This window comes from Christensenella timonensis (assembly GCF_900087015.1).
In the GTDB taxonomy this organism is placed as follows: domain Bacteria; phylum Bacillota; class Clostridia; order Christensenellales; family Christensenellaceae; genus Christensenella; species Christensenella timonensis.
Genome location: NZ_FLKP01000002.1, coordinates 1286061 through 1301230 on the forward strand (window position 1 = coordinate 1286061; position 15170 = coordinate 1301230).

Here is a 15170-nt window from a genome sequence, read left to right on the forward strand (position 1 = left end):
ATCAGTATTTTCTTAAAAAACATTTGGACTCTTCACAATTTCCGCTGAAATTTTTGAGCATAACAATATTATCTGTTTGACTCGGGTTTTTGATCCTTACGCCCTCCTGGGCAGCGCTGGCAGTTACAAACATTTCATCACTGGTAAGATTTCCAACACGGATCATAGATGGAGAAGAGATTTCATTCCCATTAATAGTACCATATCCTTCCATCATCAAAAGACCGTAAGAGGCGCTGTCTGTAACCGTTACTTCCTCGCCGGGGAAAACGGTTAGCTCCTTTGCGCAAAATTCATCGGAACCATAACATACGAATGTTTCGTAATAACCGGCCATCTCGTTTTCAGGATGTGCCGGTACGGGTTCGCAATAATGGTTTTGTTTAAAATCAGGATCCATATTTGCAGCCCAGTCGATTTTATCTATCATAAAATCAAAATCATACTCTTTTCCTTCAGGAACGTATTTAGTCAATAAATCGCGTTCGATATATTTATCATATACCATTGACTGCATAAACATAGAAGTATCGCTAACGCGCTGGGGTTCATAGGTAGCCAATGCCCCTGGCGCATGAAGAATACCGGCAGGAATATTCCAGCCGGTTCCCAATTTCAAGCGGTAAGCAACCGAAAATTCGCAAATACCGTTATCGCCATATTTCCCCCATTGTTCAAGTGCGACTTTAAGGTCTTCCTTGGTGGTACTGGGTGTAAGGCCAAAAAAAGTATAAGGATGTTCGTAATCTATAGAATTGAGCTGACGGGGATAATAATATGCTTCAGGTTTTGGTTCCACCCCAAACTCTTTTGCATCCTTTTCCATATAATGTATATGGAAAGGAAGGGGGCGTGCAAAATCGTATATTTTTGCAAAAGCGGTTAGGCCACCGCTTTCGTTCATCGCTTTTTGGCCGATAATCAGATCGCCCGCATCGTCGATGGCGTTTTGCAGCAATAATTTTTCGCTGCCAAATCCAATGTTAATATAGCTTAGGCCCTCATTTGGCATCGTCAGTTTACCATTGTCCGCGCGGGATACGGAAGCGACCCATCTTTCTACCAAAGGCCCATGATCGGCGCCATAAGCATATAAATCGTTTGGATGGAGCTTTAATCTCTTACCGGGAAGAAGCAATGTACGGGCAACCCAGCTGGGGATAAGATTTAAGATTCCGTTTCGTCTAGACAGTTCGTCGCTGATTTGCTTTCTGATAGAACTCATAATATAACCTCGTTTCTTGTTTTGGAAAAATTAGGCAGTTATGAAATATACAATACTTCCACCTTTTAATGTCGAACGTAACAGTAATGGGAAACTATTTGCGGTATAATTCTTGGAATAATTCAATACGTTCACCGTTGGGGCCGCGAAAAAAAGCAACCTTAAGATCTAAGTCCGGGCGGCCAAACCGAGGGACGTCATAGATTCCTCGATTTTCAATCGAATAGCCAAAAGATTCCACATGGCTGCACGCCTTATCAATATCGGTGACAACGATTCCTATATGATTGACGCTCGACATTGCACCGGGAACGATATTTTCTCTTCCCTGGGGAGGCTCCAGAACTTCAACGTAACAATTTCCAAGCTGAAGCATGGCGATCAGCAAGCCATCTGACTCATTGTCTACTTTGAATAGAAGGTCGAAAGAAAGAACGTCTTGATAAAATTGGATCGCCTTTTCCCTGTCTGTTACATATACCCCTATGTGGCTATACCCTTGAAATAAATTGTTTGCCATTTTTTTATTACCTCATTTCTATAATATATTGAAAATTTCATATATAGCGAGTGATAAACGTTCGAGAGTAAATGATAATAGATGTTTTTGAATATTATTATTTTAACATGCAAATTTTGAAAAATCCATATAAAAATAAAAAAATACAAAAAATGATTGACAAACGCGCATAAACGATATAAATTAATAATAAACAATAACAGTCAACATCTGACAAACATTCAAAAAAATAATTAAAAAACATAAGAATTGAGGGGATCGATATGAAAATCAAGGGAATGGGGCATATTGCGATCAATGCTGGAAATTATGCGAAATCGATTGTGTTTTATCGCGATATTCTGGGATTGCAGGAAGAAAGCAAGGTGGTTTGGGAAGAATTTTCGATTACAAATCTGAGAATGCCTGACGGGGGCTTGCTGGAATTGTTTGATTATGGTGAAAGGGAAGACAAAGCGCAGCCGGATAATTCTATAGTCGGGTATAGGCATTTTGCTTTTTTGGTTGATGATGTAGATGCTATGGAGGAATATTTGATCGAGAATGGTGTTCCGATCAAACTACATTCCACTTCGATGCCGGATCTTGGAATCCGGGGGATGCTTTGTACGGATCCGGATGGCGCGGAAGTGGAATTCTACATGCCGTTATAACACACACTGTTTGAAAGACCTTTATCATATTATTGTTTTATTTCGATAACGCATTTCTTTCGCATGAACGAAATATGGAACAAATTCAAAAGATAAATTCAGAATGATCATTACACTTTGATTTTTACAGGAGGTAACAATGAGTAATAATGTGGCGGAAAGCTTGGTTGAAAAGAAGAAAAAAATTGCCGTGTTGAAGCAGTATCAAGGTATTTTGATTGTACTGGCGGTTATGATTGCTGCCGGAGCGATATTGTCGTTCGATACCTTTTTTACATGGTCAAATTTTTCTAATGTTTTAAGACAGGCTTCAATTATAGGTATTATGGCCGTTGGCATGACGTTTGTTATCATATCCGGCGGAATCGACCTTTCGGTTGGATCGAATATGATTTTAAGCAGCGTATTTGCAGCAAAGTTTTTTCTGGCGTATGGCGATGTGGCGATGATGCTCATTGCCCTGGCAATCGGAACGGCATTTGGATTTGTCAATGGACTGATGATTACAAAATTTAAATTACCTCCTTTTATTCTGACGCTTGGAATGATGAGCGTAGGTGCGGGATTAACGCTGATATATACGGATGCGAAAATAGTCACGGGATATGATGCCTTTACCAAAACGATTGGCGCGGGGTACATCGCAGATTTTCTTCCGATACCGGTTGTAATATTTATTGCCGTAGGCATTATAGGATTGATTTTAGAAAAGAATACGCTGTTTGGGCGCTATTCCTATGCAATAGGCGGAAACGAAGAGGCTGCAAAGCTTTCTGCGATCAATATCAATAAATATAAAATATTGTTTTATACATTTTGCGGATTCTTATGCGGCGTTGCTGCGATCGTTATGTTTAGCCGGATGGGAAGCGCATCGGCAGAGATCGGCAAGGGAAGCGAGATGGACGTCATCGCTGCGGTAGTGATCGGCGGAACAGCTATGAGCGGGGGCGTAGGCAGCGTAGGCGGCAGTATGATCGGCGCGATTATTTTACAGCTTGCTACAAATATACTGAATATGCTGGGGGTACCTTCGTACGCACAGCAAGCTTTTAAAGGCGCGATCATTATTGCCGCGATCATTATTTATCAGCAGCAGGCAAAAATGATAGCGAAGAAGAACATGGATTAGGGCTAAAGGATGAAAACCAGTTTGGCAATGCCAAATTAATATTAATGGAGGAGAAAAGATGAAAAGAATTAAGATGGTTGCATTAATGGTCGCGGTGGCATTAGTAGTTATGGCATTTGTAGGCTGCGGAACGACTGAAAAATCGCCGGATGCGTCTTCGGCAGCGCCTGGGACAACCGGCACGGAGGCTTCTTCGGCTCCAGAAGCCAGTGATGCAGGCTCGGCGGCAGGGGAACACTATACGATTGGTTTTTCAAATGCCGGTACGGGTAATCCGTGGCGTGCATCCATGGTTGAAAGCGTTGAAATGATATGCGAGGAATACGGCGATGAGATTACATTAATTAATTGTGACGCAAATTTTGATGTAACAAAACAGCTTGCAGACTGTGAAGACCTGTTGCAGCAGAATATTGACGCGTTGGTTTTGGCACCGGCGGTGTCCGACGCGCTGGCACCTGTTGTAGATATGTGCAACGAAGCGGGAGTCCCGGTTATTGTGTTTGACCGTACGATTGACAATGATAATTATACGGCATATGTTGCGACTGATAATCATGACCTTGCGATACCTGTCGCCAATTATATTGTTGATACCTGGCCGGATGGCGCGAATATTTTCTATGTTTCCGGTACTGCCGGTGCAGGCGCTGATACGGAAAGAACGGAAGGGCTTATGAGCGTTCTCGGCGATAAACCCCAGTATAAGATACTTGGACAGACGGATGGCAACTGGAACGAAGCGGATGCTCTTGCCGCGGCAGAGGACGCGTTGCAGGCATATCCAGATATTGATATTCTCCTTTGCTCGGACGGATGTTCCGGCTTAGGCGCGTGGCAAGCAGTTGTGGATGCCGGAAGGCAAGATGAAATTACGCTTGTATGCTTTGATGCATGGAGAAATGACTGCCTGAAGGCAATTGGAGATGGAACGATTGCTCCTTATACAACGATGCTTCCCACCTATGTTGGGGCCGTTGCAGTACAAACTGCTATTGAGATTCTTAAGGGAAATGAAGTTGTTGCTGACAATAAATACGTAAGCCTGCCGTGCCCGATTATTACCAGTGAAAATTATAAGGATTACTGGGATCAGTCTTTGCCGGATACGGAGTATTCGTGGAAACCGGGTTATGAAATGTTCATGAACGATACGGAAAATGGATTTGCTACATTTTTTACAAAACCGTTGAGCGTTAAATCTTAAGTGGATATGTAACCGTTATGAATATATCGGGAAAGGCTGTTAAACCTCAGAAATAAAGGCTGTGCTTTGCAGCGGTGGGAACATCGCTGCAAAGCAAAAAACCGGAGAGTGTAAAACGTGGACATATTAGAATTTAAAAACATATCAAAAACATTTTCGGGAGTCAAAGTGTTGGACAACATCAATCTTTCTATTAAGAAGGGTGAGGTGCATGCTTTGTGCGGAGAAAATGGCGCCGGCAAATCTACGTTAATGAAAATTTTATCTGGAGTCTATACGCCGGATTTTAACGGCGGGTCACTTTTGATAGAAGGAAAAGAAATTAAGGACTTTTCACCTATTGCCGCGAGAGAAAACGGCGTGTCCATTATTTATCAGGAATTGGATTTGATCCCTTTTCTTAATGTTGCGGAAAATATTGTATTATCCGCTGAACCGAAAACGAAATCAAAGTTATTTATTGACCGCAAAGAGTCTGTAAAAAAGACGAAAGAGCTTTTTGAAAAATTGGGAGTTCATATACCCTTAAACGCTAAGGTCAGGGATCTAAGCGTTGGGCAGCAGCAAATGGTTATGATTGCAAAAGCAATCTCGTACAACGCTAAAATATTAATTATGGATGAACCGTCAGCTGCGCTTGGTGAAGATGATGTGGAGCATATGCTCAAAATTGTCCGAACACTCAAGGATCAGGGGATTTCGATTATATATATTTCTCATAGATTGGAAGAAATTTTTAAAATTGCGGATCGCTTTTCCGTTTTGCGCGACGGGGAACTGATTGTGACTGGCGATGTTGCGGAAGTGGATAAATCCAAGCTGATCAGTTATATGATTGGCAGGGAAATTGTTGAAGAACAGAGAAATGTAAAACCCGCAAATAAGGAAAAGACGGTTCTTGAAATTAAAGATTTGAATAATGAGAAACTTCATAACATTAATTTAAGGTTATATGAAGGAGAAATTTTGGGGATAGCCGGATTGGTCGGCGCGGGGCGAAGCGAGCTCGCGCGGGCCATTTATGGCGCGGATCCGATTGTGAGCGGCGAAATTATTTTAAATGGGAAAAAGATTAAAAAGCCCCGCGTACAGGACGCTATTAAGAACCGGATCGGGTTTGTACCAGAGGATCGGAAAACACAAGGCTTATTAATGAATTTTAATATCAGACAGAATTCAACATTGGCGAACTTAAAAGCGCATTATTTAAAAAAGGGCATAATTAACAAAAAACTCGAAAAGACGGAAGTCGAGGATATTGTAAAAAAGTTAAATGTGAAACCTGCGAACCAGGACATGATGGTGAAAAGGATGTCTGGGGGAAACCAGCAAAAGGTTGTATTGGCAAAATGGCTGTTGACGGATTTCAACGTTTTGATTATCGATGAGCCTACCCGAGGAATTGACGTGGGGGCGAAAGAAGAGATTTACAACCTGTTGTATGAACTAAAAGAACGCGGGATTTCTATCATGATGATAAGTTCGGAGTTGACGGAAGTGCTTAAGGTAAGCGATAGGATCGTTGTTATGGCAAACGGCAAGATAAGCGGGATGGTAGATAGGGAAGAAAAGGATTTGATGAATGAGTTAGCGATTATGAAATTAGCTCATGCGGAATAAGCGGTAGCAAAAGAAAGGATAGTACTCGTTATGGAACAAAAGAAAATTAATATTGGAATTGTTGGATTGGGGTTTGGAAAAGAATTTATCAATATTTATAAGTTGCATCCGAATGTAGGAAAAGTTGCTATTTGCGCAAGGACAAAATCTAAAGTTGAGGCAGCTGCGGCAGAGCATGGCATTCCGGCGGAATTATGTTACACGAGCATCGAGGATATGCTGAAAAACGATGACCTGGATGCGATCCACCTGGCGACGGACATACCGGATCATTATAAACATACAATGATGTGCCTGAAAGCCGGCAAACATACGGCATGCGCGGTTCCTATGGGGATGACGATCCAGGAATGCGCAGATATCGTAAACGAATCGCAAAAACAGAATAAAATATATATGATGCTGGAGACGCATTTATTTACGCGTGAATTTCTATATGTAAAAAAATTAGTGGATGAAGGAAAGTTTGGAAAATTACAATTCTTGCGTTCTGACCATATGCAAAATATGACGCTGCCTGGTTGGCCGGATTATTGGCTCGGATACCCGCCTTTCTTATATGGAACACACGCGCTTGCCCCTGCGTTTGAAATTATTGGGAAGCAGCCGTTAAGCGTCGTTTGCCATGGTTCCGGCGCAATCAAAAAAGAACGCCAATCAAGATACCATTGCCCCTTTGCGGCGGAAAGCGCGACATTCTTTTTTGAGGATACCGATGTCATTCTGGAATCTACCAGATGGCTATATGATACGATTCGCCAATGCAGGGAAGCGTTTGACGTGTATGGCTCCAAGATGTCCTTTGAATGGCAGATGACAGAAGATTCCGGCCATGTGGTTTATACGAATCTGGAAGATGCTGAAGTCGTTGATTGCCCTGACACGGGATACCTGCTTCCGCCTGAGATTGGTAAATTGGCTAACCGCGAAGCGGTTGAGGATAAAACGCATCAATCGTTTATCCAGGGGGGAGGACATAGCGGTTCGCATCCTCATACAGGAAATGATTTTGTGCAGGCTATTGTCAACGGTACGCAGCCAAAATCAGATGCAATTCATTCCGCGAAATATACTGTGGCTGGAATATGTGCGCAACAGTCGGCAATGCGTGATGGCGAAAGGATTTATATTCCGAGATTTGACTGAGAGAAAACGTTTGTTTTAGGAGGTATTAGCAATGGGTATCAAAAGAATTCAAGCAGATTTACCGAGAGAGATTTATGAAAATTTTCCGGAAGGGACGATCAATTGGAGGGAAGTGGAGGCAGACCCGATTGCGCATGGGCCGGGCACCCCTGGGTTTTGGCCCGGGATCCGGGGAAATGTAGAAACACAACAAATTGTTAGGCGCGATACATGCGGAGCTGATAAAACGGTGATGGGAAGAAGCGTTTATCATCCGGGAGATTACCATCAACCGCACCTGCATTATTATGCCGAAGAAATTATGTATTGTATTTCGGGACGAGGAGTTGTCGGCGCAGGGGATAAAGAATACGTGTTATGTGCCGGTGACGTTCAATTTAATAAGGTTGGCACAGTACATTGGCTTAGAAATCCGTTTGATGAACCGTGTGAGTTTATTTGGATGTATAGCGGTTGTTCGATGCCGCTTGAAAGCGGCTATGCTACGTGCGAGTGGTTTGATGAAGGGATGAAGATATTTCATAATGCGGCGCCTGTAAAATAGCTATAGTCGAAATGCCAAAAGAATTTGGTCGTACGCATATATAGAAACGAAGGGCAAAAAAATGGATGATGAATATTTGCTGAAAAAAGCTTTGGAGATCAAGGGTGCATTTTCGCTGGAAGGAAAAACTGCAATCGTTACTGGAGGAGCAAAAGGGCTGGGAAGGGCGTGCGCATTGGCGTTTGCCGGGGCAGGCGCTGATGTTTTGATAGCGGGAAAAACGGAAGCGAATAATAATAAAACGGTTCAAGAAATTGAATCAATGGGTGGAAGGGCCGGAAGTTGTACGGTAGATGTCAGAGATGAACTCCAAGTAGACTATATGGTGAAAGCTGCGGTGGATATGTTTGGGGGCGTCGATATTCTTTTAAACAGCGCCGGGATTGCTGAGGTGAGGCCTGTTATGGATTTTGACCTAAAAACATGGCAGGAAATTATGGATATTAATGTAAAAGGCGTTTTTCTTTGTACGAAAGCTGCCGCAAAACAAATGCTTTTGCAGAAAAGGGGAGGCAAAATCATCAATATTTCGTCCCTCCAGGGATTTGCGGGAAGAAGGGGAGACCCTGCGTATTCTACGAGCAAAGGGGCCGTTAATCTCATGACGAAATCTTTGGCGTGCGAATGGCCCCAAGAGGGTATCACAGTAAATGCGATCGCGCCGACGTGGTGTTGGACTGATATGACGGCACCGACTCTCTCGAATGAAAAGTTTTACCAAAAGCTAAAGGAACGAATTCCGATGGGAAGGGCTGCTTCACAGGAAGACCTAATGGGAATTGCCGTATTCCTTGCATCGGAAGCTTCTAATTTTATCAATGGGGCGGTGATACCTCTCGATGGAGGCGGAATTGCCTGTGATGGATTTCCTGAAGCTACTTAAATAGGTATTATCATATTTTTGATCATAATTTTTGCGTTAAAGACGACAATTGCCTTTACGGTCTGCTTTTTGTTGCCTTTTATAGCACGGGATATTAGGAGAATTTATGAAAACATTGAATTTTATGGCTGCCGGACAATTAATGGTTGGTGAAAAACCGATGCCCAGTCTAAATGGTTCGGACATGGTTGTAAAAGTTAGGCGATCTGCGATCTGCGGTACAGATATCAGAATTTATAAAAACGGTCATTTCAAAATCCCTTGCGGGGAAAAGCGCGTCTTGGGTCATGAAATTGTGGGCGAGATTGCGTGCGTTGCAGAAGATGTCTCCTATTTTAAAAGAGGAATGAGGGTGGCGTTAGTACCGAATATTGGTTGCGGGCATTGTGAAATGTGCCTGGAAGGACATAATGAGCTGTGCCCTGATTATGAAGCGTTTGGAATCAGTATAGACGGCGGATTTGAAGAATATGTTTACATTCCGGATTTTGCCGTTAAGGCTGGCAATATTTTGGCGCTGCCGGATGATCTAGGGTATGATGAGGCCATTTTAGCAGAACCGTTATCTTGCTGCCATAATTCATATCAGGCATTGGGAACCAAACCCGGAGATACCGTTTTGGTCATTGGCGCAGGCCCGATTGGAGCATTTCATGTGATGCTGAATAGGCTTGCTGGCGCAACAACGGTGATATCCGCTGATATTTTGCAAACGAGGCTGGAAAAAATGCTTGGGTATGGCGCAGATATTCTGATTAATTCAGCGGAGGAAGATTTAGAACAAGCTGTTTTACATCATACGAATGGCCGAGGCGCAGATATCGTCATTACAGCATGCTCGGCACCTGCGCTTCAGGCGCAGAGCCTGAGGTTAGCCGCACGCCATGGTAAAATAAACTTTTTTGGCGGTTTGCCGGAAGGAAAGAGCAACGTGTTAATGGATACCAATCTGATGCATTACAAAGAATTGAAAATACTGGGTACAACGGGATCGAGCATTTTTGATTATAAAAAGGCGATTGACATTTTAGCATCAAGGCGATTGCCCCTCGAAGGAATGATCTCCAGAAAATATCGTATAGAGGATGGTCTTGAGGCGTTTCAATATGCCATGAGCGGACAAGGGATGAAAACTGTGTTTGACTTCGACTGAATGGGGAATGGAAATGGATAACGATAAGATGAAAGCGGCTGTGCTTTATGCGCCGGGAGATTTGAGGATAGAATACCGCGATATCCCTGTTATTACAAACGATGATGACGTTTTGATTGCGGTTCAGGCAGCTGGGATTTGCGGATCGGATTTGGACAGGATTTTTAAGACGGGAATGTATCAAATGCCAGCTGTTCCAGGACACGAATTTTGTGGCATTGTGAAAAAAGTTGGAAACGGGGTAACGGATTTCAAAACAGGCGACAGGGTTGCGGTTGCACCTATCCTGCCATGCTTTAAATGCGATAGCTGTGAGCAAGGCAATTATGGACAATGCAGCGCATACGATTACATCGGTTCCAGGAGGGACGGCGCCTTTGCGGAGTATGTCATTGCGCCGGCACAGAATCTTGTAAGAATGCCCGATGGCATTGACTTTATTTCTGGGGCGGTTGTTGAACCTGCTTGCGTTGCTTTGCACGGTATGCTAAAGACGCAAATTAAAGTCGGCGATACCGTGGCTGTGATGGGGTGCGGCGCGATTGGCCTGCTTGCGATACAATTTGCGAAAATCATGGGTGCGACAAAAATATTGGCGGCGGATATTTTGGAAGGCAAATTAGCGGCTGCCCAAAAAGCTGGCGCATCTGAAGTGTTTGACAGTTCAAAAATGGATATCACAGCAGAAATAATAGAGTTGACACATGGCGGGGCGGACGTTGTGGTTGAGACTGCCGGTGTACCCATTGTTCAGGAACAATGTGTAAGAATGGTAAAAAAGCAGGGTATGGTTTTGTTTTTGGGTACTGCACATCAAGATGTAGTTTTTCCCAAAGAAACATTTGAAGGTATCATACGCAATGAAATTACCATGAAAGGAACTTGGAATTCGTTTTCCGCCCCGTTTCCCGGGATCGAATGGCGCGCAGTAATGGAGTTGTTGGAAAACGGAAAACTGGACGTATCAAGTTTTATAACCAATTCGGTCTCGCTGGGTGATTTGCCGGATACCCTATTGCATATGAAAAACAGGGAAATAGAATATAACAAGATCGTTGTAAAAATACCTGAATGATAAATAATTTATAAATAAAATTGTTAATATTTTTTGAAAAGAGGAGAGAATATGAACTTAGAAAAAGCAACGCAACCTACAATGTATTTTATTGGTGTTACAACGGGAAAATCGTCCATCATGAAAGTATTTCCAGAATGGGCCAGGGCGTTGGGCCTTGAGAACACGGTTATGAAAGGTATTAACATTGCGATACACGCGGAGCCTGAAGTCTATGAAGAAGTTGTTGATTTTATTAAAAATGATGAACTTTCCGCAGGAGCTTTGGTGACGACCCATAAGATCGACCTCTATAATGCGGCAAAGGATACATTTGATTATTTAGACCCTTATGCCCTTAAATTTGGGGAATTGTCATCTATATCAAAAAAAGATGGAAAACTTTGCGGCCATGCAAAAGACCCTATTTCTTCCGGCTTGGCTTTGGAAGAATTTGTGCCGGCTCATTATTGGAAAAACCATAGGGAAGCGGGAGTGCTTATTATGGGCGCTGGCGGGAGCGCGATTTCCATGTGTTCCTATTTTATGAGAAAAGAATTTGCTGGGAATTATCCGTCAAAGATCGTTATCGCAAACAGGTCAAAACTCCGTTTGGATGAAATTAAGCGTATCAATGCTGATTTGGATCCGGGCGGTATTGAATTTGATTATTACCTGACGCCGGAGGCGGGACAGAACGACGCCGTCATGGATATGATGGGGGAAGGATCCTTGATCATTAACGCGACAGGGCTTGGTAAAGACCGACCGGGATCACCGTTAACGGATAAGGCGGTATTCCCTGAAAATGCTTTGGTTTGGGAAATCAATTATCGCGGGGACTTGGGTTTTCTACATCAGGCGGAAAAACAGCAAAGTTCCCGGAACTTAGTAGTAGAAGACGGATGGATGTACTTTATTTACGGCTGGACGCAGGTGATCTCCGAAGTTTTCCATGTTCCGATTGAAGGGGAAACGCTATCCGAACTTGATCGGATCGCGGCTAAATTTAATCATAGATAGGAGAAAAAAATGGCTGGTTTTAATACGAGTAGCAAGCAGTTTGATTTTGACCGTGGATTTACTATTGATTTTGATATGAAAACAGGGCTGTCGTCAATGAAGGAAGCGGGAAAAAGATATCTTTCCGATATGAGAGGGATGTTTTCCGACGACGAAGCCCTGGAAAAGATGCTCGATAAAGACGATCGGCTTGTATATGAATTCCATGACATGGGAGTTCCAGAGCTGCCGGGAGATCTTGCTTTTGGATGCAGTATTACTTATCCGGGCAAGGTTGGAAATGAATACTTTATGACAAAGGGCCATTTCCATACGATATTGGAAACGGGAGAGGTATATTATTGTATGGGCGGCCATGGTTATATGCTTTTGGAAAATCCTGAGGGCGATTGGTCTGCGCAGGAGTTGACCCCGGGGAAAGCGGTATATGTGCCTAAAAGGTATGCGCACAGGAGTATCAATATCAGTAATTCGGAACCGTTATTGACCTTTTTCGTGTTTAGGGGCGATGCGGGGCATGACTATGGGACGATCGAGACAAAGGGGTACCGGAAACTCCTGGTGGAGAAAGATGGAAAGCCCGCGATCGTGGACAATCCAAAGTGGAGCGTGGAGCAGAGATGAGGATATTGGTGACGCCTACGTCCTTTTTGAAACCGCAAAATATACAGGCGAAAGAGATGCTGGAAGATTTTGCAGACGAGGTCGTCTATAACGATCTTGGGATCCCGCTGGCGGGGGACGAACTCTTAAAGAGGTTGCGGGGAGTCGATGGCTATATTGCCGGAGTGGATTATATCACTGGCGACGTAGTAAACTGTATGCCCCCTAAGCTTAAAGTTATTTCACGATATGGCGCGGGGGTAGACAGGGTCGATATAGAGGCTTGCAAAAAGAAAGGGATTACAGTTGCGAATACGCCCGGCGCTAATAGCGTTGCGGTATGCGAACTTGCTTTTGGATTAATGCTGAGTACGGCAAGGAATATCCCGAGGTTACATCAAGCTGTAACGAACGGGGAATGGCCTAGAAACGAGGGCGTTGAACTATCCGGTAAAACGCTGGGTATCGTTGGGATGGGAGCAATAGGAAAAAACCTCGCAATCCGCGCGCTTGCTTTTAATATGAAGGTGATCGCCTACGATCCTTTCTTTGATAAGCGATTTGCCTGTCAAAACAATATCACGGAGATGGCGCTTGATGATGTATTACGGCAGGCAAATTTTATCTCGCTGCATGTGCCGCTCAATAAAAGTACAAGGCATATGATCAATGCGGAAAGTATTTCAAAAATGCAGGAGGGCACGATCATTATTAATACTGCCCGCGGCGGAATCATTGATGAAGAAGCTGCGGCCCGGGCGATAAAGGATGGGAAACTGGCTGGCTTGGGATTGGACGCTTTTGAACAGGAACCATTAAAGGATTCACCGTTGAAGGGCCTGGATCATGTGGTGTTTACGCCGCATACGGGGGCGCACACATCGGAGGCGGTGAAAAATATGGGATTGATGGCAGTAAAAAATGTAATTTCGATCTTAAAAGGGGAAGATTGCCCCTATATTGTCAATGGCAGATAAACGATGGGAGAAAATTGGGTATGATGAAAAAATCAGAAGTGTTAAAGAGGCTGATCGACAGCGGTATTGTTGCGGTTGTGCGTGCGGAAGATGCGGAAGAAGCGATGAAAATTTGCGAGGCCTGCAGAAAAGCCGGGATCGTAGGGATTGAATTAACATTTACAGTTCCGGGGGCGGTTGACGTCATTAAAGAATTGGCAAATAAATATACATCCGAGGAAATAATCGTAGGCGCAGGTACGGTGCTCGACAGCGAAACGGCACGTGCAGCGATCCTCGCAGGAGCGAATTATATTGTATCGCCATGCCTCGATCTAGAAACCATAAAGCTTTGCAACCGATACCAGATTGCCTGTATGCCGGGAGCTATGACGATAAAAGAAGTGGTTGAGTGCATGGAGGCGGGCGCGGATATTGTTAAGGTATTTCCGGGAAACTTATTTGGGCCCGCTATGATCAAGGCGATAAAAGGGCCTTTGCCCCAGGCGATGCTTATGCCGACCGGAGGAGTGAATGCTGATAATTGTGCGGAGTGGATCCGGGCGGGATGTGTTGCTGTTGGAGCGGGCGGTGATTTAACGGCGGGAGCGAAAACCGGGGATTATGATAAGATCACGGAAGTTGGCAAAAAAATGATCGAGGCAATTGCTGCTGCGCGGATGAAATAACGAAACATCCATTAAAAGTAATAAAAAACGCGGGAGACCGCGTTTTTAGTTTGCCTGTGTTTCCTTTTCGCGAATGTGGCGGCCGATAAAGGTGGACAAAAAGCCGATGACAGCGGACACCATGGCAAAGCCGAGACCGGTATACAGCACGCCCAAATATACGTGCGGAAGGATATCGAGCGAACGGAGCACGATACCGAAAGTGATCATACAGGCCATGATGATATAACCCTTTATATCGAAAAAGGCGAATGCGCAAACCTTATCCTTTTCAAAGGAATCGATGCGGTGCATATGCTTTTTGAACAGGCGGAAGAATACAAATTTAAAAAACAGGAAGAAGATCACTGCCGCGACGAGGATACACAGCCACGGCATCGTCCAGTTTTCCACCATGGAAGGGATGCCGATGGACAGCACGGCCGTTGAGGCGACGCCCCAGACGATCCCCGCCAGCAGAGGCAAAAATTTTTTGCGGATGCGAGGCGCGTGGTCAAAATTGATTTCCTTTGCAGACATAATATCACGACCTTCTTTTGATGCATGCTTTTATTATAGCACTGTTGATACCAATAACCAATGGAAGGAAATAATAAACATACGGCATTTTGACATTGACTTGCAAAGCGGTCTATGGTAGCATATGAAACATAATGAAATACTTCGTGAGGGAGTAGTTGGCATACGGCAAGCCGTGTGCGGCAAGTCAACATACTGGCAAATGCCTGGCTTGCCTTGATTAACGAGACTCGCGTATCGCTC

Annotated in this window: 16 protein-coding genes; 13 read left to right on the top strand and 3 right to left on the bottom strand. The window is 44.0% G+C overall.

Annotated features, from left to right (window positions below; all coding sequences use genetic code 11):
- Position 1: 1 nt before the first annotated feature.
- The gene (locus tag BN6471_RS07505) at positions 2–1225 is read right to left on the bottom strand and encodes a cupin domain-containing protein (protein ID WP_066647258.1); all 1224 of its coding nucleotides are present in this window, start codon (positions 1223–1225) and stop codon (positions 2–4) included.
- 94 nt (positions 1226–1319) lie between these two features.
- Complete coding sequence (locus BN6471_RS07510; RefSeq protein ID WP_066647261.1) at positions 1320–1745, bottom strand: VOC family protein; 426 nt, start codon at positions 1743–1745, stop codon at positions 1320–1322.
- 263 nt (positions 1746–2008) lie between these two features.
- Here BN6471_RS07510 and BN6471_RS07515 point away from each other — a divergent pair, with 263 nt between their 5' ends.
- The 13 genes from BN6471_RS07515 (at position 2009) to BN6471_RS07575 (ending at position 14408) form a co-directional block, all read left to right on the top strand.
- Complete coding sequence (locus BN6471_RS07515; RefSeq protein WP_066647264.1) at positions 2009–2398, top strand: VOC family protein; 390 nt, start codon at positions 2009–2011, stop codon at positions 2396–2398.
- A 139-nt stretch (positions 2399–2537) separates the two neighbouring features.
- A complete protein-coding gene (locus BN6471_RS07520) occupies positions 2538–3530 on the top strand; it encodes an ABC transporter permease (protein ID WP_066647267.1) in 993 nt (330 codons plus the stop codon).
- A 58-nt stretch (positions 3531–3588) separates the two neighbouring features.
- Positions 3589–4737 (top strand): substrate-binding domain-containing protein, encoded by a 1149-nt coding sequence (locus BN6471_RS07525; protein ID WP_066647270.1) that lies wholly within the window; start codon positions 3589–3591, stop codon positions 4735–4737.
- 117 nt (positions 4738–4854) lie between these two features.
- Positions 4855–6357, top strand: a complete 1503-nt coding sequence (locus tag BN6471_RS07530; RefSeq protein WP_066647272.1) for a sugar ABC transporter ATP-binding protein — start codon at positions 4855–4857, stop codon at positions 6355–6357.
- Between the two features lie 30 nt (positions 6358–6387).
- Complete coding sequence (locus BN6471_RS07535) at positions 6388–7503, top strand: Gfo/Idh/MocA family protein (protein WP_066647274.1); 1116 nt, start codon at positions 6388–6390, stop codon at positions 7501–7503.
- Positions 7504–7534: 31 nt separating this feature from the next.
- Complete coding sequence (locus BN6471_RS07540; RefSeq protein WP_066647276.1) at positions 7535–8047, top strand: cupin domain-containing protein; 513 nt, start codon at positions 7535–7537, stop codon at positions 8045–8047.
- A gap of 61 nt (positions 8048–8108) precedes the next feature.
- Complete coding sequence (locus BN6471_RS07545; protein WP_066647282.1) at positions 8109–8930, top strand: SDR family NAD(P)-dependent oxidoreductase; 822 nt, start codon at positions 8109–8111, stop codon at positions 8928–8930.
- Between the two features lie 106 nt (positions 8931–9036).
- Positions 9037–10083 carry an alcohol dehydrogenase catalytic domain-containing protein gene (locus tag BN6471_RS07550; RefSeq protein WP_066647284.1) on the top strand — a complete coding sequence of 349 codons (1047 nt, stop codon included), beginning with the start codon at positions 9037–9039 and terminating at the stop codon, positions 10081–10083.
- A 28-nt stretch (positions 10084–10111) separates the two neighbouring features.
- Positions 10112–11158, top strand: a complete 1047-nt coding sequence (locus BN6471_RS07555) for a galactitol-1-phosphate 5-dehydrogenase (protein ID WP_066649926.1) — start codon at positions 10112–10114, stop codon at positions 11156–11158.
- Between the two features lie 51 nt (positions 11159–11209).
- The gene (locus BN6471_RS07560; protein ID WP_066647286.1) at positions 11210–12160 is read left to right on the top strand and encodes a shikimate dehydrogenase family protein; all 951 of its coding nucleotides are present in this window, start codon (positions 11210–11212) and stop codon (positions 12158–12160) included.
- 9 nt (positions 12161–12169) lie between these two features.
- Entirely contained in the window at positions 12170–12784 is a 615-nt protein-coding gene (locus BN6471_RS07565; protein ID WP_066647288.1) for a glucose-6-phosphate isomerase family protein, read from the top strand.
- Positions 12781–13740, top strand: a complete 960-nt coding sequence (locus tag BN6471_RS07570) for a phosphoglycerate dehydrogenase (protein ID WP_066647298.1) — start codon at positions 12781–12783, stop codon at positions 13738–13740. Before BN6471_RS07565 ends, BN6471_RS07570 begins: the two co-directional genes overlap by 4 nt.
- 23 nt (positions 13741–13763) lie before the next feature.
- Positions 13764–14408: a bifunctional 2-keto-4-hydroxyglutarate aldolase/2-keto-3-deoxy-6-phosphogluconate aldolase gene (locus BN6471_RS07575; RefSeq protein WP_066649929.1), complete on the top strand. Its 645-nt coding sequence runs from the start codon at positions 13764–13766 to the stop codon at positions 14406–14408.
- Between the two features lie 45 nt (positions 14409–14453).
- Here BN6471_RS07575 and BN6471_RS07580 read toward each other — a convergent pair whose 3' ends face one another.
- Complete coding sequence (locus tag BN6471_RS07580; RefSeq protein WP_066647301.1) at positions 14454–14927, bottom strand: hypothetical protein; 474 nt, start codon at positions 14925–14927, stop codon at positions 14454–14456.
- Positions 14928–15170 lie beyond the last annotated feature (243 nt).

Excerpts from the sequence above, each read along its gene's own strand:
- BN6471_RS07520 (WP_066647267.1), top strand. The coding sequence starts at position 2,538 with ATGAGTAATAATGTGGCGGAAAGCTTGGTTGAAAAGAAGAAAAAAATT.
- BN6471_RS07570 (WP_066647298.1), top strand. The coding sequence starts at position 12,781 with ATGAGGATATTGGTGACGCCTACGTCCTTTTTGAAACCGCAAAATATA.
- BN6471_RS07565 (WP_066647288.1), top strand. The coding sequence starts at position 12,170 with ATGGCTGGTTTTAATACGAGTAGCAAGCAGTTTGATTTTGACCGTGGA.
- BN6471_RS07515 (WP_066647264.1), top strand. The coding sequence starts at position 2,009 with ATGAAAATCAAGGGAATGGGGCATATTGCGATCAATGCTGGAAATTAT.
- BN6471_RS07555 (WP_066649926.1), top strand. The coding sequence starts at position 10,112 with ATGAAAGCGGCTGTGCTTTATGCGCCGGGAGATTTGAGGATAGAATAC.
- BN6471_RS07575 (WP_066649929.1), top strand. The coding sequence starts at position 13,764 with ATGAAAAAATCAGAAGTGTTAAAGAGGCTGATCGACAGCGGTATTGTT.
- BN6471_RS07550 (WP_066647284.1), top strand. The coding sequence starts at position 9,037 with ATGAAAACATTGAATTTTATGGCTGCCGGACAATTAATGGTTGGTGAA.
- BN6471_RS07535 (WP_066647274.1), top strand. The coding sequence starts at position 6,388 with ATGGAACAAAAGAAAATTAATATTGGAATTGTTGGATTGGGGTTTGGA.
- BN6471_RS07580 (WP_066647301.1), bottom strand. The coding sequence starts at position 14,927 with ATGTCTGCAAAGGAAATCAATTTTGACCACGCGCCTCGCATCCGCAAA.
- BN6471_RS07510 (WP_066647261.1), bottom strand. The coding sequence starts at position 1,745 with ATGGCAAACAATTTATTTCAAGGGTATAGCCACATAGGGGTATATGTA.
- BN6471_RS07560 (WP_066647286.1), top strand. The coding sequence starts at position 11,210 with ATGAACTTAGAAAAAGCAACGCAACCTACAATGTATTTTATTGGTGTT.
- BN6471_RS07545 (WP_066647282.1), top strand. The coding sequence starts at position 8,109 with ATGGATGATGAATATTTGCTGAAAAAAGCTTTGGAGATCAAGGGTGCA.
- BN6471_RS07540 (WP_066647276.1), top strand. The coding sequence starts at position 7,535 with ATGGGTATCAAAAGAATTCAAGCAGATTTACCGAGAGAGATTTATGAA.
- BN6471_RS07505 (WP_066647258.1), bottom strand. The coding sequence starts at position 1,225 with ATGAGTTCTATCAGAAAGCAAATCAGCGACGAACTGTCTAGACGAAAC.
- BN6471_RS07525 (WP_066647270.1), top strand. The coding sequence starts at position 3,589 with ATGAAAAGAATTAAGATGGTTGCATTAATGGTCGCGGTGGCATTAGTA.